39 protein-coding genes are annotated in these 20193 nt (G+C 62.5%); 14 read left to right on the top strand and 25 right to left on the bottom strand.

Features of this window, described 5'->3' with window-relative positions:
• The first annotated feature begins 607 nt into the window (after nt 1-607).
• Nucleotides 608-784: a hypothetical protein gene (locus BDW41_RS23350; protein ID WP_158536980.1), complete on the top strand. Its 177-nt coding sequence runs from the start codon at nt 608-610 to the stop codon at nt 782-784.
• Between the two features lie 147 nt (nt 785-931).
• On the opposite strand, the gene BDW41_RS05065 is transcribed toward BDW41_RS23350, so the two are convergent.
• The 6 genes from BDW41_RS05065 to BDW41_RS05035 all read right to left on the bottom strand — a co-directional run bounded on the left by BDW41_RS05065 (nt 932) and on the right by BDW41_RS05035 (nt 5123).
• The gene (locus BDW41_RS05065) at nt 932-1324 is read right to left on the bottom strand and encodes a hypothetical protein (protein WP_146217310.1); all 393 of its coding nucleotides are present in this window, start codon (nt 1322-1324) and stop codon (nt 932-934) included.
• Nucleotides 1325-1765: 441 nt separating this feature from the next.
• Entirely contained in the window at nt 1766-2329 is a 564-nt protein-coding gene (locus BDW41_RS05055) for a recombinase family protein (protein ID WP_074546944.1), read from the bottom strand.
• Between the two features lie 523 nt (nt 2330-2852).
• Nucleotides 2853-3080, bottom strand: a complete 228-nt coding sequence (locus tag BDW41_RS05050; protein WP_074546943.1) for a hypothetical protein — start codon at nt 3078-3080, stop codon at nt 2853-2855.
• Entirely contained in the window at nt 3077-4258 is a 1182-nt protein-coding gene (locus tag BDW41_RS05045) for a DUF3596 domain-containing protein (protein WP_074546942.1), read from the bottom strand. The genes BDW41_RS05050 and BDW41_RS05045 overlap by 4 nt, the downstream gene beginning before the upstream one ends.
• Nucleotides 4210-4419, bottom strand: a complete 210-nt coding sequence (locus tag BDW41_RS05040) for a hypothetical protein (protein ID WP_074546941.1) — start codon at nt 4417-4419, stop codon at nt 4210-4212. Before BDW41_RS05040 ends, BDW41_RS05045 begins: the two co-directional genes overlap by 49 nt.
• Entirely contained in the window at nt 4416-5123 is a 708-nt protein-coding gene (locus BDW41_RS05035; protein WP_074546940.1) for a hypothetical protein, read from the bottom strand. Before BDW41_RS05035 ends, BDW41_RS05040 begins: the two co-directional genes overlap by 4 nt.
• Nucleotides 5124-5166: 43 nt before the next feature.
• Here BDW41_RS05035 and BDW41_RS05030 point away from each other — a divergent pair, with 43 nt between their 5' ends.
• Together BDW41_RS05030 and BDW41_RS05025 are read left to right on the top strand one after the other, a co-directional pair.
• The gene (locus BDW41_RS05030; RefSeq protein WP_074546939.1) at nt 5167-5358 is read left to right on the top strand and encodes a hypothetical protein; all 192 of its coding nucleotides are present in this window, start codon (nt 5167-5169) and stop codon (nt 5356-5358) included.
• A gap of 61 nt (nt 5359-5419) precedes the next feature.
• Nucleotides 5420-5659, top strand: coding sequence for a hypothetical protein (locus tag BDW41_RS05025; RefSeq protein WP_074546938.1), 240 nt, complete (start codon nt 5420-5422; stop codon nt 5657-5659).
• 2 nt (nt 5660-5661) lie between these two features.
• Here BDW41_RS05025 and BDW41_RS05020 read toward each other — a convergent pair whose 3' ends face one another.
• The 17 genes from BDW41_RS05020 to BDW41_RS22950 all read right to left on the bottom strand — a co-directional run bounded on the left by BDW41_RS05020 (nt 5662) and on the right by BDW41_RS22950 (nt 12475).
• Nucleotides 5662-7044, bottom strand: a complete 1383-nt coding sequence (locus BDW41_RS05020; protein WP_074546937.1) for a DNA cytosine methyltransferase — start codon at nt 7042-7044, stop codon at nt 5662-5664.
• Nucleotides 7037-7312, bottom strand: a complete 276-nt coding sequence (locus BDW41_RS23345) for a hypothetical protein (RefSeq protein WP_074546936.1) — start codon at nt 7310-7312, stop codon at nt 7037-7039. Before BDW41_RS23345 ends, BDW41_RS05020 begins: the two co-directional genes overlap by 8 nt.
• Nucleotides 7309-7845, bottom strand: a complete 537-nt coding sequence (locus BDW41_RS05010) for a Lar family restriction alleviation protein (protein WP_074546935.1) — start codon at nt 7843-7845, stop codon at nt 7309-7311. The genes BDW41_RS23345 and BDW41_RS05010 overlap by 4 nt, the downstream gene beginning before the upstream one ends.
• A complete protein-coding gene (locus tag BDW41_RS05005; RefSeq protein ID WP_074546934.1) occupies nt 7842-8039 on the bottom strand; it encodes a hypothetical protein in 198 nt (65 codons plus the stop codon). The genes BDW41_RS05010 and BDW41_RS05005 overlap by 4 nt, the downstream gene beginning before the upstream one ends.
• Nucleotides 8032-8262: a hypothetical protein gene (locus BDW41_RS05000; protein WP_074546933.1), complete on the bottom strand. Its 231-nt coding sequence runs from the start codon at nt 8260-8262 to the stop codon at nt 8032-8034. The genes BDW41_RS05005 and BDW41_RS05000 overlap by 8 nt, the downstream gene beginning before the upstream one ends.
• Nucleotides 8262-8504: a hypothetical protein gene (locus tag BDW41_RS04995; RefSeq protein WP_074546932.1), complete on the bottom strand. Its 243-nt coding sequence runs from the start codon at nt 8502-8504 to the stop codon at nt 8262-8264. The genes BDW41_RS05000 and BDW41_RS04995 overlap by 1 nt, the downstream gene beginning before the upstream one ends.
• The gene (locus BDW41_RS04990; RefSeq protein ID WP_074546931.1) at nt 8501-8914 is read right to left on the bottom strand and encodes a hypothetical protein; all 414 of its coding nucleotides are present in this window, start codon (nt 8912-8914) and stop codon (nt 8501-8503) included. The genes BDW41_RS04995 and BDW41_RS04990 overlap by 4 nt, the downstream gene beginning before the upstream one ends.
• A 168-nt stretch (nt 8915-9082) precedes the next feature.
• A complete protein-coding gene (locus tag BDW41_RS04985) occupies nt 9083-9268 on the bottom strand; it encodes a hypothetical protein (RefSeq protein WP_074546930.1) in 186 nt (61 codons plus the stop codon).
• Between the two features lie 173 nt (nt 9269-9441).
• Entirely contained in the window at nt 9442-10257 is an 816-nt protein-coding gene (locus tag BDW41_RS04980; protein ID WP_074546929.1) for a DUF2303 family protein, read from the bottom strand.
• A 6-nt stretch (nt 10258-10263) separates the two neighbouring features.
• Nucleotides 10264-10602 carry a hypothetical protein gene (locus tag BDW41_RS04975; RefSeq protein WP_074546928.1) on the bottom strand — a complete coding sequence of 113 codons (339 nt, stop codon included), beginning with the start codon at nt 10600-10602 and terminating at the stop codon, nt 10264-10266.
• Between the two features lie 58 nt (nt 10603-10660).
• Nucleotides 10661-10930, bottom strand: a complete 270-nt coding sequence (locus BDW41_RS04970; RefSeq protein ID WP_074546927.1) for a hypothetical protein — start codon at nt 10928-10930, stop codon at nt 10661-10663.
• A complete protein-coding gene (locus BDW41_RS04965; protein WP_074546926.1) occupies nt 10930-11283 on the bottom strand; it encodes a hypothetical protein in 354 nt (117 codons plus the stop codon). The genes BDW41_RS04970 and BDW41_RS04965 overlap by 1 nt, the downstream gene beginning before the upstream one ends.
• Nucleotides 11280-11456: a hypothetical protein gene (locus tag BDW41_RS23340; protein WP_158536979.1), complete on the bottom strand. Its 177-nt coding sequence runs from the start codon at nt 11454-11456 to the stop codon at nt 11280-11282. Before BDW41_RS23340 ends, BDW41_RS04965 begins: the two co-directional genes overlap by 4 nt.
• Nucleotides 11453-11656 carry a hypothetical protein gene (locus BDW41_RS04960; RefSeq protein WP_074546925.1) on the bottom strand — a complete coding sequence of 68 codons (204 nt, stop codon included), beginning with the start codon at nt 11654-11656 and terminating at the stop codon, nt 11453-11455. Before BDW41_RS04960 ends, BDW41_RS23340 begins: the two co-directional genes overlap by 4 nt.
• Entirely contained in the window at nt 11653-11955 is a 303-nt protein-coding gene (locus BDW41_RS04955; RefSeq protein WP_146217308.1) for a hypothetical protein, read from the bottom strand. The genes BDW41_RS04960 and BDW41_RS04955 overlap by 4 nt, the downstream gene beginning before the upstream one ends.
• Nucleotides 11952-12284, bottom strand: a complete 333-nt coding sequence (locus tag BDW41_RS04950; protein WP_074546923.1) for a hypothetical protein — start codon at nt 12282-12284, stop codon at nt 11952-11954. Before BDW41_RS04950 ends, BDW41_RS04955 begins: the two co-directional genes overlap by 4 nt.
• On the bottom strand, nt 12281-12475 hold the full coding sequence (locus tag BDW41_RS22950; RefSeq protein WP_146217307.1) for a hypothetical protein: 195 nt from the start codon (nt 12473-12475) through the stop codon (nt 12281-12283). The genes BDW41_RS04950 and BDW41_RS22950 overlap by 4 nt, the downstream gene beginning before the upstream one ends.
• 195 nt (nt 12476-12670) lie before the next feature.
• Here BDW41_RS22950 and BDW41_RS04945 point away from each other — a divergent pair, with 195 nt between their 5' ends.
• Nucleotides 12671-13111 carry a hypothetical protein gene (locus tag BDW41_RS04945; RefSeq protein ID WP_110301531.1) on the top strand — a complete coding sequence of 147 codons (441 nt, stop codon included), beginning with the start codon at nt 12671-12673 and terminating at the stop codon, nt 13109-13111.
• A gap of 2 nt (nt 13112-13113) precedes the next feature.
• On the opposite strand, the gene BDW41_RS04940 is transcribed toward BDW41_RS04945, so the two are convergent.
• Together BDW41_RS04940 and BDW41_RS04935 are read right to left on the bottom strand one after the other, a co-directional pair.
• Nucleotides 13114-14730 carry an MASE1 domain-containing protein gene (locus tag BDW41_RS04940; RefSeq protein ID WP_074546922.1) on the bottom strand — a complete coding sequence of 539 codons (1617 nt, stop codon included), beginning with the start codon at nt 14728-14730 and terminating at the stop codon, nt 13114-13116.
• Nucleotides 14731-14768: 38 nt separating this feature from the next.
• Nucleotides 14769-15455, bottom strand: coding sequence for a LexA family transcriptional regulator (locus BDW41_RS04935; RefSeq protein ID WP_074546921.1), 687 nt, complete (start codon nt 15453-15455; stop codon nt 14769-14771).
• Nucleotides 15456-15541: 86 nt separating this feature from the next.
• Between BDW41_RS04935 and BDW41_RS04930 the strand changes: the two genes are divergently transcribed.
• The 10 genes from BDW41_RS04930 to BDW41_RS04890 all read left to right on the top strand — a co-directional run bounded on the left by BDW41_RS04930 (nt 15542) and on the right by BDW41_RS04890 (nt 20146).
• Nucleotides 15542-15751: a helix-turn-helix transcriptional regulator gene (locus tag BDW41_RS04930; protein ID WP_146217306.1), complete on the top strand. Its 210-nt coding sequence runs from the start codon at nt 15542-15544 to the stop codon at nt 15749-15751.
• Nucleotides 15752-15973: 222 nt separating this feature from the next.
• Nucleotides 15974-16789, top strand: coding sequence for a helix-turn-helix domain-containing protein (locus tag BDW41_RS04920; protein ID WP_074546918.1), 816 nt, complete (start codon nt 15974-15976; stop codon nt 16787-16789).
• On the top strand, nt 16725-17555 hold the full coding sequence (locus BDW41_RS04915; protein WP_074546917.1) for an ATP-binding protein: 831 nt from the start codon (nt 16725-16727) through the stop codon (nt 17553-17555). The genes BDW41_RS04920 and BDW41_RS04915 overlap by 65 nt, the downstream gene beginning before the upstream one ends.
• Complete coding sequence (locus BDW41_RS04910; protein ID WP_074546916.1) at nt 17549-18049, top strand: hypothetical protein; 501 nt, start codon at nt 17549-17551, stop codon at nt 18047-18049. The genes BDW41_RS04915 and BDW41_RS04910 overlap by 7 nt, the downstream gene beginning before the upstream one ends.
• On the top strand, nt 18039-18290 hold the full coding sequence (locus BDW41_RS22945) for a hypothetical protein (protein WP_146217305.1): 252 nt from the start codon (nt 18039-18041) through the stop codon (nt 18288-18290). Before BDW41_RS04910 ends, BDW41_RS22945 begins: the two co-directional genes overlap by 11 nt.
• Nucleotides 18283-18750 (top strand): hypothetical protein, encoded by a 468-nt coding sequence (locus tag BDW41_RS23335; protein WP_074546915.1) that lies wholly within the window; start codon nt 18283-18285, stop codon nt 18748-18750. The genes BDW41_RS22945 and BDW41_RS23335 overlap by 8 nt, the downstream gene beginning before the upstream one ends.
• The gene (locus tag BDW41_RS23330) at nt 18747-19211 is read left to right on the top strand and encodes a Ref family recombination enhancement nuclease (protein WP_074546914.1); all 465 of its coding nucleotides are present in this window, start codon (nt 18747-18749) and stop codon (nt 19209-19211) included. Before BDW41_RS23335 ends, BDW41_RS23330 begins: the two co-directional genes overlap by 4 nt.
• Nucleotides 19196-19414, top strand: a complete 219-nt coding sequence (locus BDW41_RS22940; protein ID WP_146217304.1) for a hypothetical protein — start codon at nt 19196-19198, stop codon at nt 19412-19414. The genes BDW41_RS23330 and BDW41_RS22940 overlap by 16 nt, the downstream gene beginning before the upstream one ends.
• Nucleotides 19398-19880: a hypothetical protein gene (locus BDW41_RS04895; RefSeq protein WP_146217303.1), complete on the top strand. Its 483-nt coding sequence runs from the start codon at nt 19398-19400 to the stop codon at nt 19878-19880. The genes BDW41_RS22940 and BDW41_RS04895 overlap by 17 nt, the downstream gene beginning before the upstream one ends.
• Nucleotides 19877-20146, top strand: coding sequence for a hypothetical protein (locus BDW41_RS04890; RefSeq protein WP_074546911.1), 270 nt, complete (start codon nt 19877-19879; stop codon nt 20144-20146). Before BDW41_RS04895 ends, BDW41_RS04890 begins: the two co-directional genes overlap by 4 nt.
• The last annotated feature ends 47 nt before the right edge of the window (nt 20147-20193 follow it).

Genomic DNA, 20193 nt, shown 5'->3' with positions numbered 1-20193 from the left:
ATGTGGTCAGGGCAGGGAGATGACACTGCACCCGTCAGATCCGCTGTATGCACAAACAAAGTTACGACGAGATGTCGTTAACGTGCTGCGGTTGCCCCCCTTGCAAAAAGTCTTGGCTTCTCACGTTTCCAAGACGCCGTCCGCCGAATCCGACAAACCGGCCCCGCCTTGTGCGGGGCCTTTTTTTGCGCGCACTGACCGTGCGGCGTAAGCCCGGCCATCCTTCGTGTGTGCATATCGGTTTCGTCGCCATGCAGCCTGCACGGACACGCCGTAGGCGCTCGCCCCATGCGCGTCGAGCGCTCGCCCGACGTGCCTCTTTGCTGGGCTTGGGCGTACTCTGTCTGCGTCACCCGCGCCGTCGTTCAGGGCTACGCGGGTGACCACGGCAGTTGATGCCGTGAGTCGCGAGCCGCCGGTGCAGCAACACCGACGACCCGCTAACCAAAACCAACCTGAGGAGTTGATCTTGGCTACCCACGATCATAAGGCAGGGCTACGCCCGTCGTTACCTCGCGACGGCAGCCAAGCGCCTTCACCGCACGACCCGAACCTTCCCGGGTTTGTTCCGACACCCCCGTATGACCCGCAAACCACGGCGCTCCGCGTGCTCACGTACCTGCGTGATCGCCTGGAACAGCGTGAATGGCTGGTCATCACGGGCATGCCGGGCGAACCCATCGAGTCGTTGACGAGTGAAGTGTCGGCGGCGCTCGATATTGCCGTGCACTGCATCGAGCTATCCGCCGGCGCGCCATTCCAACGGTGCGCCGTAGCCGCTTAAACCCCGTCCGTTGATCGTCCCGTGGCGCATCGGCTCACGGGTCGATGCGCCACACCTCAGGGCGATCACGGGCGGGGCTAAGGCATCCCTTACACGCAACGACGCGAACCCTGCGTCGGTGTTTCCCTGTGCCTGACAGGAAAATCACTAAATCTGTCCTCTTTCCTCGACCAGCCGGTCGATGGTGCAGATCATCTTCGCGTCATCGCGGCCGTCGCTATCGATCAGCATCACCCGGAGCTCTTGCTTGCCTGGCGCAGCCCGTGGCTCTTCTATCCAGACGGCCTGGAATGTTCGATAGCCGGTGTAGGAGCCATGCGTATCCTTGGTGCTCAACTCTCCGCATATATTGGCCATGCCCTTGATGACCTTGCCACGGTAAATATTGCGGAACTGTGCGCTTTGCGGGTCCGGGGTCCAGCTGCGCAGAGCCACGCGAAGCCTGCCTTCCAACTCTCGGCCCGACGGCGGCCCGCCGTGGCAGGCCGCAAGAAGCAGACCAGCGAGCGTGATCAAAGTCCTTTTTATCGATGGCTTCACGTGGATGATCTCGTATGGCTGCGCAGTTGGATCGCCTTGTTTCTGGCGAGCTTCAACGGCGTTTTGGAGTTGTGCGAAATGGCGTGGCTTGTAGATATGAAAAAACTACCCGGCCACTTTTCAGTGACGAGATGTGGCTCGCCATCAAACTAATTGCCCCCATCCTCTTTGCTGTCGGGCTTGCGAGGGTGGATTGTTCGAGCGCCCGAAGGGGATTGCCATAGCTTGCAGATCACCATGCCGATGCCGACCTCCGCGGCCACGTCGTTGTAATCCTCAGGATGCGCACGCCACTCGTTCCGCACTATCGCGGCGACTTCGCCACCGGATGTTCCTGTGGGAGCCCAACAGGTCCTCTGCTTGTCAACGGTGCGCGCGAGGTTGAAACCCCTGTACGCGCCGACGATGAAGTAAGTGCTGGGCTTTTCGTCCAGCGCCGGTTCAGGCTGGCTCTCGTAGAACACGGTAGACCGTGGCAACGCCAACATTGAAGCGTTCGGCCAACTGCGCTACTGAGAACTTTTCCTCTTGTCGTAGGGTACGAATGCGCACGCACTGATCCTCGGTCAGCGCACGTTTCCGCCCAAAGGCCACGCCTTTCTGCTTGGCTTTGGCGATTCCATCCGCCTGCCTCTCCGCTCGAATGTCGTTCTCGAATTCAGCAAAACTGGCGAGCAGAGAAAACATGAGTTTCCCCTCAGGGGTGCTGGTGTCGATCGATTGATCAAGCACCCTCAAGACGACGCCCTTTCTCCTTAGCAGTTCAGCAATTTTGGCCAAGTCCAGTACGGAGCGAGCCATACGGTCCAGCCGGGATATGACCAAGGTATCGCCATCCCGAAGGAACTGGAGGCATGCCTGAAGCTCAGGGCGGTTATCGGCTTGCTTACCAGATCGCTTTTCAGAATAGATACGGGTGCAGCCGACTCCCTTCAGCTTGTCCAACTGGACATCCAGAGATTGGCCGACGCTGCTGACTCGGGCGTACCCCACGATCTCGCTCATTATCAAATCTCCTAGATGATTTGATATTATCATTCTGATAGGAGTTTTGATAGATGTTCCGAACCCTACCGCAACGTATACATTTCGAGAAATATTTCGGAGAAGGCGAGGGCTGGCTTATAAGAGGTGGGTTCTTTCAAGCCGAGTTTCTCGGCACCATCCTTGGGTGTGCTGTCCAGCGTCTAGAGCCCCTGGTTTGTCGAACTGTCTTTGGCTCTCATGGGATTCAACTTCGAGGTTCGACGATGCAGAGGCTGCCCGTTACGGTCTAGAAATTGGATTGGCAAGGAGGGAGGGTAGGTTGTTGCCCCCGATCTTGCCCCCAGTTGCCCCCGGCTTTCAAGGAATCTCTTGGGACGGTTGCGGACAAAGAAAAAGGCCGGAACCCTTGGTGTTGCTTGGGATTCCGGCCTTCTTGGAACGTCCGTGGACGTTGAGTTGGTGGAGGTGGCGGGAGTCGAACCCGCGCTCTTTGGGACATACCAAGGGCTAGCGCTGGTGCGCTGACCAGAAACTGACCGTTTCAGTCCTCGAAAGCAACCGCACCGCTGCCAGCGGCGGCAAGGTCCTCCAGATCGCTCGCACTGGCCGCGCCCATACCCGTGATGGTGAGTCGCGCCCCGCCGTTCTTCGCAGTGGCGGCCAAAGAATGGAGCGAAGTCATTCGCAGCTGTCGTCCGTCGATTTTGAGGCTTCCGCCTCGGAACAGAATTGCTGCCATTTGGTCGTGGCTGAGGGTGCTGAGGCTCATGCTTTCTTCCTTGTTAGGGTGGTTGACGGAGTATCCGATGCGGACGCCCAAAGGGATGCGACCTTCTGCCCGGCATCCGGCGCCACCGATGGTATCCAGCGACCATACGTTCGAACAATCATGGTCCAGTCCTTATGGCCCATCAGCGAGGCGACCCATACTGGGTTCTCTCCTGCGCTGAGGAGCGTCGAGGCGAACGTGTGGCGCATCTGGTAGGGGTAGCGGTAGCGCACGCCTGCGCGCCGCAGCGCTGGGTGCCAGGCGGTCTTTCGTATCGGCCCATCGTGGAGCCATGGCTCGCCAGTGCGTGGATTTGTAAAGACCTCTTCGCCGGCGGTCTGGGTGTGCTGGCGCTGGTCGCGCAAAGCCTGAAGGGCCGGCTCCAGGAGCGTCATGGTGCGGCGACCCGCCTTTGTCTTCGGCGCTTTAACCTTCTTGCGGACCTTGGCTCTCCGCACGCTGATGGTGCCGTGCACCAGGTCGACGTCCTCCCAACGAAGGGCGATCAGTTCGCTCGTGCGCAGTCCGGTCCAGAATCCGAACTGGAATAGGTTGCGGATCTGGCCTTCGCTCGCATCGAGGATGGCCGCAACCTCAGCGGGCGTGAAGGGATCGACGTCGTCGGATTCCTTCGGAGGCTCGATCTTGCGCGGCGTCCATCCGATGAAGGGATTGGCGGTGATCTGCTCGTCCTCCATGGCTTGGGCGAACAGGCCGCGCATGGGGAGAAGCAGATTGCGGATCCTCTTCAGTCCGCAGGTCTGCGCCGACACCCACTCTTTGAGGTCGCCGCGCGTCAGCTCGGTGAGGCGCTTGGCACCGAAGGCGGGCACCCATACCCGTTGGATGGCGAGGTCGTAGTCCCGGTATGTGGTGTGCTCAATCTGGCTCTTCATGCCGGCCAGCCAAGATTCCAGCGCCTTCTCGATGGTCAGGGCCGCGCCAGGCAGTCGGCTGAGCGTGACGGCGCGTTTGCTGTCCGGGAAGAACTTGGCATAGTCGAAGGACCCTCGTGCGATCTCCGCTTCGACCTGGGCTTTCAGGTTGGCTGCGAACTTGAGGTTCGCACCCGTGGGCGGGAGCTTCAGGCGCTCGCGACAGCGGGCCCCCTTGTAGTAGAAGTCGATTTCTATGCTGCGCTGCGTTGCAGCGCGGACACCTGCTGACCGGCGACCCATTTCTCGTATCCCTCGATGTCGATGAGCACGCGCCCATCCGGCGACTTAATCCAGACGATACCTTCCAACCATACACCGTTCTTGATCTTCATGCGGATGGCGTTCTCGGTATAGCCCGATTCCTTGGAAAACTTGCTGATAGTGACGTGGCGGAGCGTCATGCTGCCTTCCTCTCCTGCTCAATGCGTCGGAACTCGATGGCCCAGACCCACGGGTTGGCGTCCCAGCTGCCGGCGCCGTTGATCGAATCCCACAAGAGCTGGAAGGCCCGAACGGGGTGCTGCGCGAGCGAGGCGCCTGGCACGCCGAAAGCCGTGTGCGATGGCGTGCTCATGTCCACGATGCCTTCTGCAAGAGCGCCTGCGCGGTCGATGGCCTGCAGTCTCTCCACGCGCACGCCGGTCACCTCCAGGGTGATGCGGCTGGCGCGATGAGGCATCGTCGCAGGCGACCGCCATGGCCGCTGCTGGAATTGCATGGGGCCTTTTGATGGCTGTCCAGTAAGGTCATGGATGGTGGTCGGTCGCGCATTCCATCGCCTGGAGCTATCAGCCTGGTAGGCATAGCCGTACCGGACCTCGCCGTAACCGTTCTTCACTTCGCCGCTGGCGATCGGCTTGAAGGTCTCGCGCACCCACAGCCGGTCGCCTGGCTGTCCATAGGGGCAGCGAAATCCATGGGTCATTTCCTCGCTTCCGGCAATGCGCCATTCACCCGCGTTTACAAACGGCATGGCTTGGCTGAAGTGAGGATTTCTGCCGGGAAGCCATGGGATGTGCTTCACGATCCGCCGCGTCACCGTCTTGCGCCCTTCGAGCACAGCGCGGACCATGGGGCCACTGAAGATGATGGGTCGTTCACGCATGGCTGTCCCCACTCGTCGTGAGTTTCAACTTGGAAGGTTTGTTGTGCGCCTGACCGCTGCGAAGGTGGAACTGCCGAAGGTGGACGGCTGGGTCGGGACCTGGGCCATCTACCAGGCGCCGCTGGACCTTGGCTCGATGCCGCTGCGATACGGCGACACCGACCTGCAGAAGACCGAAGACCTGGCCATTGGCATGGCGCGCACGGTGGCAAGCCTGGTGGCGCGTTCCCTGTAGCTTGCGCACCGCGGCGCCCAGGCCGAACATGGGGCCATTCATCAGGATGGGAGTGTCACGCATGTCGTTCCCCATGCCGGTTGGTCATTTGTGGGTATCTACAGTCACGCTTCCCGTGTCCCGAGAGAGCGAAGAGTGGTACGGGCGATGGTTCATCTACGATGTGCGCCCGGACTTGGAAAAGAACGCCGAGATAAGGCCTCTGCTCGAGGGAATCACGGCGAACTTTCCCGATGAGCATCAAGCCGACAAGGCAGCCAAGCTCGATGGACGGCGCCAAGCTCTGGCCATGCAAGGCTGACATCACGCCGCCTCCATGACGCTGTTCAGGGTTAGGGCAGCGGTGATACGCAGCCCTATCCATCGAATGACGTTGGTGGCCATGCTGTTGCCGAGGGCCTTGTAGCGCGGTCCGTCAGCGGCGGGCTTACCGCGCACCTCGATCAGGGTGTAGTCGTCAGGGAAGCCCTGCAGGCGTTCGCACTCGCGCGGAGTGAGGCGGCGCACGCCCGAACTATCGGCTATGCCGTTATGGCGCCTCGACCCGTTATTGGCATCGAGCGTTGCGTGGGTGTCCTGAACACGCATTCCCGATTGGCTACTTTGGAATGCGACGGCAATCTGGCCTCCGGCGTTCGGATGGCTACCTTGATGACCCATGGCGCGAAGCGTTGGGGCCAGATTGCCGGCGTCGGCGCCATAGTCTTTGCACGAGAAAGCCACCAGCATGCCGGCTTCTGCATCCTGTTGGGTTGCACTACCCGCTGCCTTTCCGCTCGCCTGCAGCGTGCCGCTCACCAGAGGGACATCGTCATAGCTGTAGCCACCGTTCGCCCGGCCACCACCGGCAAGCGTCCCAGCAATCAGGTTGTCGCTTCCGTCGCCCCTGGGACTGCTGTGGCCATGGTGACCAGCGCTTGCTGTAAGGCTGGCGGCAGTGCCTTGCCCCTCTTGGCGGCGCGGCGCAGAATCCCGGCGCATGCGGTCCCACTCAAGAAGTACCGTTGCGGGATCGAACCCGTCTCGAGCACTTGCGACAACGAACACACGGCGGCGTCGTTGGGCCAGTCCGAAATATTGGGCGTCCAAGGTCCGCCAAGCGATTGCGCGGCGGGGTCCATAAACAGCACCAACGTTTGCCCACGCCGGGACGTGTTCCTTCCGCTCCTTGTCCCACTTCCAGTATCGACTGGACTTGCCGACGGCCGGCCGTTCGACTGGTGGTTCCAGAGCACCATCGGAGCCGGCAAGCCCAGCCAGAAAGCACCCGAAGGCATTGTCTTTCGTGCTGAGGACTCCGGGGACGTTTTCCCACCAGATGACGGCTGCAGGATTTCCTGCAGCGGTTCGAACATCGTCAATTGCATTCGCCAGCTCCACGTATCGCAGTGTCAGGTTGCCGCGCTCGTCGGCCAGGGAGTTGCGGGTGCCGGCCACGCTGAACGCCTGGCAGGGCGTACCGCCGACCAGCACGTCGGGGGCACGGACGTCGCCCTTGAGCACGCGCAAGGCGATGGTGGTCATGTCACCAAGGTTCGGAACAGCAGGGTAGTGGTGAGCGAGCACGCTGCACGGGAATGGCTCAATCTCAGCGAACCAGTCCGCGCGCCAGCCCTCGGGCTCCATGGCCACCGTCACGGCCTCGATGCCGCTGCACACTGACCCGTAGGTGATCGGCTCACCCATTGGCGGCCTCCGTGGATTTGGCGATGGCGGTTGAGGCGAGAATCTGATCGCGCTTGCCGTGCAGCTCATCGATCCAGAGAAAGACGTCTGCGTACTCTGGGCCGACGGTCTCGACAGCGCTTTTATGCGCGTTGGCCATGCGCACGAGAGCAGCCCAGTGCTTTTCCCGTGCCGCATCGTATTCAAGCTGTGCAGCCGACTCTGCCTCGCGCGCGGCGTTCCATTCTTTGGCTGCGGCCATAGCGCCAGGTCGATCAAACATGCTCATGACTCAGCCTCCCCGCGCTGGGCGGATAGGGCGGCTATCGCGCTGTCATGCTTTGCACGGCGCGATGCCTTGAACGCATCGGCATCCAGGTTGGGGAGGTATTCGCGTGCGGCGATGACTTCGCAGTCGAGCAGGTAGTTGTAGCGAGCCGCATCCCTCGCATCCTCCCCAGCCTCTTGGGCGCGGGGCGGGTGGGTGTAGAGGGGCGTATGATGCGACTGGATCGCCTTGATGAAGCGGTCGCGCGTTTCCCTGTCACTGAATCCGAGCGTCACGAACCCTTCGTTCTTGTGGCGCGTGTCGATAGAGAAGGGAACAGGCAGCCGAACCGCAGCTCCGTCCTCGGCCTGCGCGCGAGTGTTCCAGGCGGATGTAACCTGCTGGCGAGCGTCATCGCCGAGGAAGTAATGCTGCCGAGAGCCGCATCCGCACTTCGAGCAGCCGACGGCCGCGAAACGACCGTCGACGTCTTCGGCTTCGATGATGTTGGCTTGGCCACCGCAGAACGGGCAGGCCTTCAGCTGGTCGTTCATCCCTCGAACTCCGGCAGGGCGTCCAGTTCGGCGAGCGTCATGAGCGGAAAGGTGAGAGTGACGGTCTCGCTGTCCTCGATGTCGTCCTCATGGGGAAGCACGCTGTCGAGCAGGGTATGAAGTTCGGCGAGCGGCCCAACGATGTAGGTGCCGTCGGTTTCGATCCTCACGCAGCGGATTCGCTGGTCAGTCATTGCTGCTCTCCTTCAGTCGCGCCACACGTTGCTTGGCCTCTTCAAGCCGGATCTCGGTTTCGGCCGACGCGAAGGCGTGGCGCAGGAAGTCCACGGTCTCGGAATCCTCCATCGGCAGATCGAGGTGCTTTGCAACGATTCGGAGCGCCTCGTCGGTGGAAGCCGTAGCCAAGCCGTTGAGTCGGTAGGCAGTTGGAATCATCGATAGAGCAAGCCTTCCCATCACTCCCCCTTGTCCTTTCTGTCAGCCTTCCTGAGAAGGCGCTGTCGGTGGTTCTCGGTACCGGTGAGGGCGTCTTCCAGCTCGCGGATGGCGCGATCGATGGAAGAGGCGTCCTTAGGGCGCAGGCCTGCCGCTTTGGCCTCCAGCTGCGCCTGGCGCGCATGGCGCAGGGCTCCATCGATCGCGGCACCGCAACGGGTGCTGGCGCGTGCTCGCTGGCAGAGGTAGAGGATGTCGGTCATGCGACGCGCTTCCAGGCGAAGTCCGGCGCCGCGTCCAGAAGCCACAGGTGGCGCATGTTGGCGACGTTGACGACGTGCTGTTCCGGCGGGAAGACCTCGACGGCCCAGTAGCCGCCGAAACCGCACTCAGCCTTCACGCGCATGAGTTCGTCCCAGGTGATGTTCTCGTCCCAGCGATCGCCCATGGTGGTGGAGCGGTTGACGCTGAGTCGTAGGCCGTTCGGCTCGCGATAGAGCTGCGCCAAGAACGTGCGCGAGCGCCACGCATATTCGAGCCCAGGCGGTAGCTTTTTCGGCCAGTTCGCCAGGTCGATGGCGGTCATGGTCACTGGCTGCTTCGCATTGTCCGCCTGCAGCTGCTTGATCGCTGCGCGGCGCTGCTGGCGGTTGAGTGAGGTGAGCAGTCCCATGGCCTGGCCTTGTTCCTTTGCCGGCGTTGCCGGCTCATTCGTACAAAGAAGCCCGCTGGAGGGATTCGAACCGCACGTTTTCCAAGGCCAATGAACCTTGGCGCCTACACCGGCAGGCTCTGCAGCGGGCTTCTTTGTGCCCTGTGCTACTCCACAGGGCGGGGAGGCTTACGCAGCGTGCAGGGCCGATTCACCCCACCAGTCCTGCGTGGCACGGCCGTCGCCGGCCTTGTAGCGGATGAAGTAGTGGTTCTCGGACTTGCTGTACTCGGCGCGGCCGATCACGTCTCCGCTTTCGCCGCTCTCGGTGATCGTGACGCGCTGGTCGAGGTTGAACTTGAACTCGCGATCCATGTGGATGCTCCGGTTGGTTGAAAGGTGCGGGTTACGTGTCCCGCGTCGATACGTTCTCCTCCGCTCCCCGGATCAAGTTGCCGGTTTTGCTTTGGCGCAGAGCGACCGTCTCTCCTCGGTGTGTGGCTGGCCGGATATCCCGCCGGCGTCGGCTGCCCAGCGTGGGCGATTCGTTACTTGCCGAGTTCGAAGGCGCCGATGGCCAGCGTGGCCGACGGTCCCAGCTGCTCCACCAGCACGCTCTTGAACTCGCGCGCGATCTGTTCGAGCTGCTGCTCCTTCCGGAGCCAGCGCAGGGTGAGGGCCGGCTTGTCGCCGCCCGTGAGCACGGACAGCTTCAGCGAGAAGCTGCGCGAGGTCAGCCCGTCATACGGCTCGGTCGCCAGCCGGAACCCGACCGGCAGCACATCGGCACCCGAGGCCTCGACCTCTTCCAGCGCGCTGCGGCTGGCGCTGAAGTCCTGTGTGGTGTGCGTGGCTTCGCTCTTCGTGCTGATCTTCAGCTTGCGCACAGCGGCGATCGCGCGGGTCAGGGACGCATTGCCTTCGGTGAAGTCGGCGACCAGCACATCGTTCCAGTCCTCGATCCAGTCGATGAGACCAGCCTGGTCGAAGCGGCGGCCCGCCGCTTCCTGAAGTGCCTTGTAGGCGGCGGTGGGCTGCAGCCCGAGCGTTGCCGTCCAGTCGCCATGGCCCGGCGCTGTCTCCGAACCCAGGTTGAAGAACACCTTGGCAGTCATGCCCTGGACGTTCACGAAGCCCGGGACGGCCTTGTCGCCGGCGACCCCCTTCACGTAGGCGCAGAAGTCAGCCATCACGTTGGTGGTCATCTGGCCGCGGAAGCGATGGCGACCAGGCTGGAGGTGCTCCAGCGACTTCACTTCCTGGTCGCCGTCAACGATGACCGCGCGCGGTAGGTTGGTTGCCGATAGCAGGCGCTTGCCCGCGGCTTCGACGGCCGTGTTCTGGATCAGTTCGATGTTTTCCATGGCGGCTTATTCCTTCGCCGGTGCGTCGGAACCCTTGAACAGCGGCTCCTGCTTTTCGGGGAGCGCGCTCAGCGTGCCGCCGACGCCGACATATACGGGCGTCTCGGTGCTGTTCTCTTCGGTGACCTTGCCGTTCGGTGTCGGCTTGATCATCTTGATGGCGTGCTTGATGTGCACCTGGTTGCTGGTGCCGATCTGCTTCAGGTCGAAGGTCAAGATGACCTTGCCCGGTTTGTTGGTGGTGACGGCGCCGAGTGCCACATCAGCGAGGCCGCGTGCGACCTTGTTGAGGAACACGCCGGCGTCGAGTTCACCGAACAGGTCGAACAGCTTTTCCTGTTTCATGGGTTACTCCGACGAGGAAAGGAACGCGGCGTCGCCGCGCGACTGCAAAACGGATGGATCAGGATTCGTCGCTGGTGGCGAGCGGCTTGGGCAGCGTGAGCGAACCAAGGTCGACAGGCCTGCGCCGGAACCAGCGGAACGTCGCCATGCTTTCGACGCGGCGCAGCGCGAGGCGTGCCGTAGACCCGTGGTCGTCGACGATGGGCGCGTGCTTGTAGCGCACCGGTGTACCCTTGGGGTGCTTCCCCTTCCGGCGGTAGGTGTCGCGGTTGGCGTAGTAGAGCAACGCCTGGCGCATGACTTCGATCTGGCGCTTACGTCCAAACATCAGGAGGCTTCCCCTTGTGGAATGTCGGTATGGAAGAGAACGGCATCTCCTGGCACCTGCATAACGCCGGTCTCGATGACAGCCATTGCGGGCGCTACCGGTGCAGGGTCCGGCGCAATGCGGATGCCCTTGTTTTCGAGCTTGTTCAGCACGGCGTCGCGGCGGTTTTGGAGGGCGTGCCGGAGCTCAGCCTCGGTAAGCCGGTATTCGGTAATGCCGTCGTCCGGAACCAGGTTTTCGTCCAGGTGGGCAATATCCGAATCGATCAGATAGAGCTGGTCGAACAGCGCGCGCACTTCGTCGAAAGCTGCACGGCCGCGAATGGTCGCGGCGACCGTCATGGGTACGCTCATGCCATCTGCTCCATGGAAAGGGAGCTGGCCACGGCATCACCGCAAGGGGGTGACGGCTCCGCCGCGGCCAGCGAAAGGGGAACGATGCGAAGGAGGCTGCACAGGTCGAAGGCGAGGGCGATCTTCTCGGCGTCGGTGCAGTCGAGTTCGGCCAGGTCGCAGAGGCCGCTCATGCTTCACCGCCTTGAACCTTCGGCGCGCGCTTTCCGCGAATGGCCGCCTTGGCCGCTGCCAAGACGTTCTCGTATGCCATTTCAATGGCTTCCTCGCCTTGGAGCCCATACTGGCGCTCCGCGTTTCGACGAAGCTTGTCCGGGGACTGAAATGCGGCGATGCGCTTGAGCGCATTGAAGTACGCCAGCTCGTTGCTCACTCGACACCCCCTGCGTGCTTGAGGAGCGCTTCGAGGTCGCGCGCGATCTCCAGCGGTTCGTTTGAACCGTCGTCTTCGTACTTGGCGGCTTCGTCGCGCAGGAACGGGATCGTCCGTCCGGCGACTTCGACCAACGCGGCGACTGCATCGCGCATCTCGTCGTGCTTGCGCAGAACGACCGCGACTTGCTCGATGCGGGTTAACTTATGGATGACCGTCAGTTCCAACGATTTCGCCAGGACCGCGCGCTCGTTGTCGATCTGATCGAGCGCCATCTCCATCGTTGTAATGGTGCTCATGCTCGCACCTCCGAAGAGGGGCCGGCGACAGCAGGAGCGGGACAGGGAGGGAGTACCCCCGCCGCCGCCGGCTTGAGGGGTAAAGGCATGCCAGTGAAGCGCGAGATCTGCTCGGGTTCGTCGCCGACCAGGTCGAAGGCGGTATCGCCGACCCACAGCACAGGCATGCTGTTGCTCCAGTCGAGGCGAAGGCGTTCGCTGGCGGCGAACACGGCCGCGAAATGGCAGTCAAGCAGGTGGAGGCTGACCGTCCACGTCTGCGCGGACTTGAAGATGATGAGCTGGCGCGGCATGCCGACGCTGGCTGGAAGCTGGAGGCGCCCGTTCATAGCAGCCCCGCCATGCGACCGACCCACACCAGCAGGGCACCGGCCCAGCCCAGGCAGAACACGAGCGCCTTGAAGGTCGGGCTCGGGCCCAGATGCACGACGCTTTTGCTCTTGCGGCGTGTGTTCGTGCGCAGAACACCGGTGGCCGGCTTTGTACGCTCGACTGGTGCTCGAAGAAGTGCGACGTTCATGCATACCCCCGTTTGCAGGTGTATGCAACTATGCATAGAAATGCACAGCTATGCAAGCATGCATGATGCAAATGCGGATGAAATTGCTTGCGCCGGGTTAAGTGTTCAGTTTGCGTTCATGAAATTGGCGACGCAAAGTGTTCCAGTTGCCGCGCGGCATTCGGCTTTGCTGTACCCCTTCAGAAGGAGCGGAATATGGTTTTCAAGAAGTTGCTTTGCATCGCACTGATGGCCGTCGTGGCGATGACCGCGGCGGGCGCGGTAGTGGCACAGACCGCGGCGCCGGCGACCGGCATGGGCCAGGCGTGGCCGAACGCGCAGGACGTCAGCCAGAGCCCGAGCTGGCACGTGTACGTGTTCTCGCTCAACGGGCTGAAGTACGTCCAGGTGAACGACCTCAACGGCGTGGTGCGCGGCGGTGTGGCTGCGGCGCCCGGCGTCGTGATCCCGCTGCCGCTTGGCACCGGAGAGGTGCAGGCCGCATCGGCGGCGCCGACGACCGGAACGGTGGTCTATTCGGATGCGAATACGCTGGTGACCGCTTCGCCCCAAGGCCTGACGGCCACGCCAATGGCTGCGTCGGCGGCGAGCGGATGCACCAGCGTTCCCGACTGCGGCAAGATCAACGCGCAGTAAGTTCAGCAGTTGACGGCGTATTTGTCCTGATCACGAATGCGCGGTAGTAGCACCGAAACATGTGACCGGCCGTGGATGTTGTCGATGTCCACGGCCGGATCATCGAACAGCACCATGGTCATCCTCTCGGCCTCGATGTTGTACCTGGCTTGACCTGAGAAGCTCTCGGCAAGCATGCAGATGCCTTCTATACCGAGGCCCGTGCTCTGCATTGGCGTGGCAGGGCGCCCCTTTCCCTTCACCGAGATATACGAGCGCACAGTCAGGGCGGCATAGGCCCGGCCATTCTGCGACCTGCCGGTGCGCACGCGGAGCATGATTCTTTCCGGCGTGCGGGAATTGAGGATCAACGAGACACTCTCGTACGCCAGTCGGTAGATGGACATCTGGAGCTGGCGCGAGAGCTTGCTCGTGTTCTCCGGGATGTGATGGTCGTACGCCACATCAGCGTGGAGCAGCGCGTTATGGATGGGCCCAGAGGCGATGGCCGGACCCATGCCGTACACGTCCAATAGGTCAGGGTGGAACACTTCCTGCAGCAGGCGCAGGTCGGTACGGATGAAGGACATCAGGCGCCAGTATTCGGCCGTCATGTCCGCGCGATCGCCACCGTTCGCCACCTTGATCTCCGTCTCGTGCATGTAGTTGCGGATGGCCTCGATGATCGAGGCGCTATAGCGGAACTGGCTCTCCACGGACGAGGTGAGGCGGCGCACCATCTTGTTGAGCTTGATCTCTCGCTCGATCGCAATGGCGTCGCGAACCTTCTGGATGCTGATGTACGCGCCAATGATCAGCGCGCCAGCGGTGGCCACGGCGGCGACGTCCTGGATGGCAAGCAGATCATGTTCCAGGTCGGTCCGCTGGGTCAGGTGGACGGCGGCACTGCAGGCTAGGCCGGCGACGGCGGCTCCGGGCCAGCCACGCAAGATCGGCATCACTATGAGGGGCGCGAACAAGAGGCAGCGACCCACGGTAAGCCAGTCGCCATGGATGTGGCGCAGGGCGATAAGGCCACAGAGCAGATAGATCGCGGCGGCGCCGAACGGCCAGCCATACGTGGCGCTGGAAATATATCTGCGTTCGATCCACCAGCGCGCCACGGCGCGCACGAATGGCGCGACGGTGATGATGCCCAGGAAAGCACCCGTCAGGTACATGAGGTAGAGGGTGGGAAGGGGATAGCCCACTTCCTTTTCCGACACGCCCATAGCGAGCACGGAGATTAGGCTGATGGCCGCGCTGCATAGCGCGCCGGCGAACGCTGCCCCGAGGAACGCTCCCATATGGCCTGGGCGGCTCAGATCCATGTCGGGGATCTTGCGGCGCAGAAACGTCACCGGCGCCCAGCCGCCGAAGAACGGGAAGAACGTGCCAACTACAACCCAAAGGCGGGACAGGTGACTGGAGAAGTCGTCGTCCGTCGCCCATTTCAGGATCGCCGCCCATTCACCGGCCAGAAGCACAGGCCATAGGCGGCGAGGGAGCAGCATCAGCGCTGCGAAACGCAGGCCAATGGCTAGATTGAAGTCGAGCGGAGTGACAGTACGAAGCCCCCAGAACAAGAAACCGTATGCACAACCGAGCCCGGCAAACAGGCCAATCTCCTTAAAACGCATACGCCCTTCCGAATCCCCTCCGCTCATCGCAGCGCGCGCTAAAAGCGCTTTGTGCTCAGCGAGGCGAAAACTTTCCCTATGATCACAAGACCTTTGAGCTGATCCCCCTCAACCGGAATCGAGTTCAACGACGGCCTTGTCCCCGTGAATCTAAGGCTGTTCTCACCAAGCACCTGGCCGTGCTTGATATGAGGCACATTGAAGTACGTGAAGGCATAAACGCCCTCGGTCTCGACAGTCTGCACCGACGTGTCGATGAAAACCGTATCGCCTTTTTCGATCTCTCCCTGCATGGAGTCATCGATGGCGAACGCATACCGAACGTTCTTCGCTGGCGCGTCCGTCTGGAGCGAAAGCCAGGCTCGCGACACCATGACGTTCTGAGCCATGCCAATGGGGCTAAGTCGAGACGCAGAGCCTCGAGGAAACTCCGTGGCTGCGAGGATTCGAACGCCAGGACCGGTCGCCTGAGAATCGGTATCGGCCGAGCTCGGCAATACTTCACCGCCCTCGGCGAACAGGTCGACGTATTTCAAATCGTGGGAACTGACATGGAGGCACACGGCCAGAGCCTCGACAGTGTCGTCGCGCGCAAAGCGCGTGCCGCCGGGGGCCATGATCCTGTTAAGCGTGCTTTGGGAAATGCCAGCCTCAAGCGCCACCGCGTTCTGCGATGTCTTTCTGGCGGCGATGAAGTTCCTCAGATTCGATTGCAGATAGCTCATACCCCCCATGTTCATGCAAATTTGCACGAAGCGGGTATGCAAAAAACGCTTGACGAGTTATGCAAGTGTGCATAGATTCGCAGTCTATGGACCAGCTCAACGAATTGCAAGTAGCAGTGAAGGCCCTCCGGGAAGCCGGCTGGACTGAGCTCCAGATCGCCAACGAGGTCGGGTGCAACCAGAGCACGATCAACCGCGTGAAGGCTGGAAAACACGCGGTTAGCTACAACACCGGCGTTGCCATCCTGCAGCTGGTCGGCACGCCACCGCCCACGGCCAGGGCGGAGGCGTCCTGAAATGGGTACCTGCGAGCTATCGCTCGACGACGCGGTCAGGAGCATCAGGAACTATGCCGTGGACCACGGCATGACGCCACAGCAGGCAAAGGATTGCTTCCTTGCCGGCGTGCACGCTTCGCTCATCTTCGGCGGCGGCAAGGTGGTTGAAAGCACGGGTTGGCAGTCGGTTGGTACCGAGGGCTGCGGCCAACGTGCAGTCCCGGGGAGGGGTGAGCCCCGGTGAGCAACACGCTCCTGAACGCCGCATGGAAGGCGCAGCTGTCCGCCGCCGAGAAGTTCGTGCTGGTGGCGCTGGCCGACTTCGCCGACGAAGCGCGCGAGTGCTTTCCGTCCATTCCCATGCTCATGGAGCGGTGCTCGATGAGCGACCGCGGCGTGCAGAAACAGCTGGTGGCATTGATCGCCCACGGGTACCTCGAACGGGACTTCCGGAAGGGTAGATCGACCATCTACCGCATCACCGACCCCCGAACGTGGTTCACCCCGAACGACGTTCACCCCGAACATGGTTCACCCCAGCCCCGAACCACGTTCACCCCCGAACGTGGTTCACCCCCGAACGACGTTCACCCCACCCCCGAACCGGGTTCGGGGACCCCCGAACCACGTTCCCCCATAACCATCACTTATCCCTCAAGTAACCCCCACTCCCATCCAAGCGCGATCGCGAGCACGCCCGACACGGTGCCCGAGGTGAAGGCGCACGTGCTGGCTGCCAAAGCGCTGATCGCCGCCGGCATCCCGGCCGCCCGGATGGACCTGTCCCATCCCGACCTGCTCGAGCTGTCGGCGCTGCACCCGGTCGAGGTCTTCGCCAAGGCCGGCGCGCTGGCGGTGCACCGGAAGAAGCCGCACCTGGCCTACGCCCTGAGCATCGTTCGCAACGGCGCCGATGACGCCCAGCGTGAAGCCCCCGGCACGACCAACACAGCCATCCCTCCCGTCAATGCCTCCTTCAAGGACCAGGACTATGTCGGAACTCCAGTCGAACACCTTCCCGCCGAATTCCGAGAAGCCGCTGCCGGCGTCGGGTGAGCAGTTCGTGATGCGCGAGTGCGAGCACCACGGCCCGTACCAGTCGCGCCTGATCGATGCCCCGTTCGACATGGGCAAGATCGAAACGGGCTGCCAGCTGTGCATCCGCGAATCGCACGCCAAGTCCGAGCAGTTCCGGGAGCGCTCACAGCATCGCCTGCGCAGCGAGAAGCTGAAGGGTCTGATCACCGCGGCGGCCATCCCGGCGAAGTACGCGGACGCCTCGATCGACGCCTATCGAACCGAATTCCAGGGCGAGCATTACGCCAGGCGCATCTGCGAAACCTACCTGAAGACCTGGGCGACCCAGCGCATGAAAGGGGGCTCGCTCGTGTTCTGCGGCAAGCCCGGCACCGGCAAGACGCACCTGGCGTGCGCCATCGGCAACGACGTGATGGCCAGCCACGGCGGTACGGTCGTGTACGGCACCGTGCCGCAGATCGTCGGGCTGGTGCGTGAATCGTTCCGCGACGGCTCGGCCAAGAGCGAGCGCCAGGTCATCAAGGACCTGCTCGACCCCGATCTGCTGATCCTGGACGAGATCGGCGCGCAGAGCGGTTCGGACTACGAGCTGCGCACGCTGTTCGAAATCATCAACGGCCGCTACCAGGCCGGGCGCCCGATGCTGCTGGTGTCGAACCTGACGCCGGAGCAGATGGAGAAGACCCTGGGCGAGCGCGTCATGGACCGCTTCCGCGAGTGCGCCATCATCGTGCCGTTCAACTGGGCGAGCTTCCGCGGCCGGCGGCAGGGGGAGCTGTGCTGAGCACCGGTGAGCGGATCCTCCAGGCGCTGGAGCTGGGCGCCGCGACGATCGAGCAGCTGGCCACCATGTTGGCGGTCAGCTACTTCACCGTCTATTCGGCCATGACCAAGCTGGAGAGGGATGGGGCCGTATGCGTGACCAAGCTCGCGTCGCCGCGCCGCAGTGGTCGCAAGCAGAATCTCTATTCGCTCGGCACCGGCGAGCTGGTGTCGCTCGGCCCGGTGACCGACGCCAAGATGCCCGTGATGGCGCGCCTGCTCGGCGACGTCCTGGTTGAGCATGGGGAGGTGGCGCTCTTCATCAATGTGGACCTGACTGCCTCTATCGCCATGCAGACCGATAGCGGCTACGACCGCTCGTTGAAGGTCCATGGGCCGAGCCTGGTTGGTGTGTACCGCACCGGTCGCCTCAAGACCTTCGAACCGCGCCACGTGCTGGAAGACATCGGCGAGCGACTGGCAGAGCTGAAGCGCAGGGGTGCCCATGCGCCATAAGCGATTCCATTCAGATCGGACGAGCGCCAAGCCATACGGCCGCTACTCGTCGTTCTGCAGCAAGCACAACCGCTCGTTCCCGACCTGCGACTTCTGCCGCGAGTGCGAACGGGAGAAGTACCTGGCCGAGCAGGATAAGCCGGCGCCGGCCGCCTCGGAGCCATCCGCGGCGGAGAAGGCCCGCATGGAGCGCATCCGCGCGCTGGCTGACGCCATGGCTGGAGGTCCGAAGAATGGGTAACGGCCTGCGCTTCACCAGCGAAGCGGCGCTCCCTTCCCGCATGCGCGACCTGCTGGCCGCCCAGCGCGAGCGCGACGGTACCGCGCCCATCGTGATCGTCATCGAGGCGCGCACGCCCACCATGAACGTGTGGCAGCGCCTGCACTGGTCGCAGCGCCAGAAGCTCGGCCGGGAATTCGCCACCCTGATCGCGCTGGCATGCCAGCGCCGGCCAGCCACGCCGCTGGCCAAGTGCACCATCACCATCGAGCGCTACAGCCCCAAGAACCCCGACCGCGACGGCCGCTACGGCGGTGTGAAACCGGTGCTGGACGCGCTGCAGCCGCTCAGCAAGCGCCATCCCTATGGCCTCGGTTTCATCGAGGACGACAACGACGACTGCGTGACCGACCTGAAGGTGCTCCACGTGAAGAGCAGCCTGAAGCGGACGCGCATCACCATTACGCCAGTGCTCACATGAAGCAGACGCCTCTCAAGCGAAAGACACCGCTGCGCCATAGCAGCCCAAAGAAGGCCGTGACCATCAAGGCCAGCGTGCGCCGCCTCAAGCAGGGGCGCAGTACCGGTAGGCCTACCGCCGAGCAGGAGCGCCGGTTCGAACACATCAAGGCCATCGGTTGTATTGCCTGCCTCATGGATGGCATTCGGATTGTGCTGCCGACTGAAGTCCATCACCTCAACCAAGGCGGTTTTCATGGCGGAAAGCGCCGCGGCCATGACTTCACGATTGGCCTCTGCGGCTGGCACCACCAGGGTCATCCGCCATTCGCTGGAACGATTCAGCAGGCCGAGAAGTTCTTCGGGCCGAGCTACAAGCTGCAAAAGATGGCGTTTCGGGGGAAGTACGGCTCCGACGACGCGCTGCTGACCCTTCAGAACCAACTTATTGCCATTCGGGAGCTTGCATGCACATCAAACTAGGCGAAGAGACGAAGGCCTGGGCGCTGGTCGACCGCGATGGTCATGTGGCGCTGTCGGAGATTTGCCCAAGCTATGCGTCGGCCAAATCGCTGCGGGAGGCTGACCAGCTCCATCAGGCGCACCGTGGGCCGCTGGATCTGATCCCGGTGGCTATTCGCGTGGCGGACCGAGTTTTGGGAGAGGTCGATGGCAGCCAGCGCTGAGGCGGTTTGCGCGATCAACGAAACGGTACGGGGGAATGGCATGCGCAGGGCATCGACGCTTGAAGACCGCCTGGTCGAGTGGGGCAAAGAATATGGTGGCGGCCGGTATGGCGACATCGGCGGGAGCGGCTCGCCCCTGGCGTCGATGATGAAATGGCACGGTCGCGCACCGACGGGCCTGGGCCACGTGCCAGTCTGGACCGCTGCAGACGACGTCCAGGAGGCCGTGATGGCGCTGGCCAAGCAAGAACAGGGCTGGCTGCCAGCGCAGATCCTTCGCTGCGAATACCTGACGCCAGGCCAGCCAATGGAGTCCAAGCTCCAGAAACTGCGCCGCATCGGTGATAACGTTGGCCGCGTCAGGTACTACCAGCACCTGCGCACTGCGCGGATCCACGTCGCTGGCTGGCTCCGCATCCCGTTCTCGCCCGAGCTTGACCCCATCGAAATGGAATCGGAAGCATGAGCAATTCAGGGTGGCAGCCTATTGAAACCGCGCCGCGCGACGGTACCGAGATCATTGTTGGCTTCGACTGCGCAACCCAGTGGATCGTCCATATGGCCTTCTACCGGAGCGAGAGCGAGATCCGGGAAATGGAAGGAATTGGCGACTGGTCCATGGAAGACGTTGGCTGGTGGAGCTATACCCTGACGTCCGTGGGTCAGGAGCGACTTGATGGGTATCGCACACCGACGCATTGGATACCTTTGCCAAAAGTTCCTATTGTGTAATTACAAAACGCCTGAAAAACTGGCAGCGTAGAAGTTCGACCCCAAGC

Source organism: Dyella sp. AtDHG13, from assembly GCF_003201105.1.
GTDB classification, from domain to species: domain Bacteria; phylum Pseudomonadota; class Gammaproteobacteria; order Xanthomonadales; family Rhodanobacteraceae; genus Dyella; species Dyella jiangningensis_B.
This window is presented reverse-complemented; position numbering and strand designations above follow the sequence as displayed.

Excerpts from the sequence above, each read along its gene's own strand:
- BDW41_RS05055 (WP_074546944.1), bottom strand. The coding sequence starts at position 2,329 with ATGAGCGAGATCGTGGGGTACGCCCGAGTCAGCAGCGTCGGCCAATCT.
- BDW41_RS05050 (WP_074546943.1), bottom strand. The coding sequence starts at position 3,080 with ATGAGCCTCAGCACCCTCAGCCACGACCAAATGGCAGCAATTCTGTTC.
- BDW41_RS05045 (WP_074546942.1), bottom strand. The coding sequence starts at position 4,258 with ATGGGTCGCCGGTCAGCAGGTGTCCGCGCTGCAACGCAGCGCAGCATA.
- BDW41_RS05040 (WP_074546941.1), bottom strand. The coding sequence starts at position 4,419 with ATGACGCTCCGCCACGTCACTATCAGCAAGTTTTCCAAGGAATCGGGC.
- BDW41_RS05035 (WP_074546940.1), bottom strand. The coding sequence starts at position 5,123 with ATGCGTGAACGACCCATCATCTTCAGTGGCCCCATGGTCCGCGCTGTG.
- BDW41_RS05025 (WP_074546938.1), top strand. The coding sequence starts at position 5,420 with ATGTCGTTCCCCATGCCGGTTGGTCATTTGTGGGTATCTACAGTCACG.
- BDW41_RS05020 (WP_074546937.1), bottom strand. The coding sequence starts at position 7,044 with ATGGGTGAGCCGATCACCTACGGGTCAGTGTGCAGCGGCATCGAGGCC.
- BDW41_RS23345 (WP_074546936.1), bottom strand. The coding sequence starts at position 7,312 with ATGAGCATGTTTGATCGACCTGGCGCTATGGCCGCAGCCAAAGAATGG.
- BDW41_RS05010 (WP_074546935.1), bottom strand. The coding sequence starts at position 7,845 with ATGAACGACCAGCTGAAGGCCTGCCCGTTCTGCGGTGGCCAAGCCAAC.
- BDW41_RS05005 (WP_074546934.1), bottom strand. The coding sequence starts at position 8,039 with ATGACTGACCAGCGAATCCGCTGCGTGAGGATCGAAACCGACGGCACC.
- BDW41_RS05000 (WP_074546933.1), bottom strand. The coding sequence starts at position 8,262 with ATGGGAAGGCTTGCTCTATCGATGATTCCAACTGCCTACCGACTCAAC.
- BDW41_RS04995 (WP_074546932.1), bottom strand. The coding sequence starts at position 8,504 with ATGACCGACATCCTCTACCTCTGCCAGCGAGCACGCGCCAGCACCCGT.
- BDW41_RS04990 (WP_074546931.1), bottom strand. The coding sequence starts at position 8,914 with ATGGGACTGCTCACCTCACTCAACCGCCAGCAGCGCCGCGCAGCGATC.
- BDW41_RS04985 (WP_074546930.1), bottom strand. The coding sequence starts at position 9,268 with ATGGATCGCGAGTTCAAGTTCAACCTCGACCAGCGCGTCACGATCACC.
- BDW41_RS04980 (WP_074546929.1), bottom strand. The coding sequence starts at position 10,257 with ATGGAAAACATCGAACTGATCCAGAACACGGCCGTCGAAGCCGCGGGC.
- BDW41_RS04975 (WP_074546928.1), bottom strand. The coding sequence starts at position 10,602 with ATGAAACAGGAAAAGCTGTTCGACCTGTTCGGTGAACTCGACGCCGGC.
- BDW41_RS04970 (WP_074546927.1), bottom strand. The coding sequence starts at position 10,930 with ATGTTTGGACGTAAGCGCCAGATCGAAGTCATGCGCCAGGCGTTGCTC.
- BDW41_RS04965 (WP_074546926.1), bottom strand. The coding sequence starts at position 11,283 with ATGAGCGTACCCATGACGGTCGCCGCGACCATTCGCGGCCGTGCAGCT.
- BDW41_RS23340 (WP_158536979.1), bottom strand. The coding sequence starts at position 11,456 with ATGAGCGGCCTCTGCGACCTGGCCGAACTCGACTGCACCGACGCCGAG.
- BDW41_RS04955 (WP_146217308.1), bottom strand. The coding sequence starts at position 11,955 with ATGAGCACCATTACAACGATGGAGATGGCGCTCGATCAGATCGACAAC.
- BDW41_RS04950 (WP_074546923.1), bottom strand. The coding sequence starts at position 12,284 with ATGAACGGGCGCCTCCAGCTTCCAGCCAGCGTCGGCATGCCGCGCCAG.
- BDW41_RS22950 (WP_146217307.1), bottom strand. The coding sequence starts at position 12,475 with ATGAACGTCGCACTTCTTCGAGCACCAGTCGAGCGTACAAAGCCGGCC.
- BDW41_RS04945 (WP_110301531.1), top strand. The coding sequence starts at position 12,671 with ATGGTTTTCAAGAAGTTGCTTTGCATCGCACTGATGGCCGTCGTGGCG.
- BDW41_RS04940 (WP_074546922.1), bottom strand. The coding sequence starts at position 14,730 with ATGCGTTTTAAGGAGATTGGCCTGTTTGCCGGGCTCGGTTGTGCATAC.
- BDW41_RS04935 (WP_074546921.1), bottom strand. The coding sequence starts at position 15,455 with ATGAGCTATCTGCAATCGAATCTGAGGAACTTCATCGCCGCCAGAAAG.
- BDW41_RS04930 (WP_146217306.1), top strand. The coding sequence starts at position 15,542 with ATGGACCAGCTCAACGAATTGCAAGTAGCAGTGAAGGCCCTCCGGGAA.
- BDW41_RS04915 (WP_074546917.1), top strand. The coding sequence starts at position 16,725 with ATGTCGGAACTCCAGTCGAACACCTTCCCGCCGAATTCCGAGAAGCCG.
- BDW41_RS22945 (WP_146217305.1), top strand. The coding sequence starts at position 18,039 with ATGCGCCATAAGCGATTCCATTCAGATCGGACGAGCGCCAAGCCATAC.
- BDW41_RS23335 (WP_074546915.1), top strand. The coding sequence starts at position 18,283 with ATGGGTAACGGCCTGCGCTTCACCAGCGAAGCGGCGCTCCCTTCCCGC.
- BDW41_RS23330 (WP_074546914.1), top strand. The coding sequence starts at position 18,747 with ATGAAGCAGACGCCTCTCAAGCGAAAGACACCGCTGCGCCATAGCAGC.
- BDW41_RS22940 (WP_146217304.1), top strand. The coding sequence starts at position 19,196 with ATGCACATCAAACTAGGCGAAGAGACGAAGGCCTGGGCGCTGGTCGAC.
- BDW41_RS04895 (WP_146217303.1), top strand. The coding sequence starts at position 19,398 with ATGGCAGCCAGCGCTGAGGCGGTTTGCGCGATCAACGAAACGGTACGG.
- BDW41_RS04890 (WP_074546911.1), top strand. The coding sequence starts at position 19,877 with ATGAGCAATTCAGGGTGGCAGCCTATTGAAACCGCGCCGCGCGACGGT.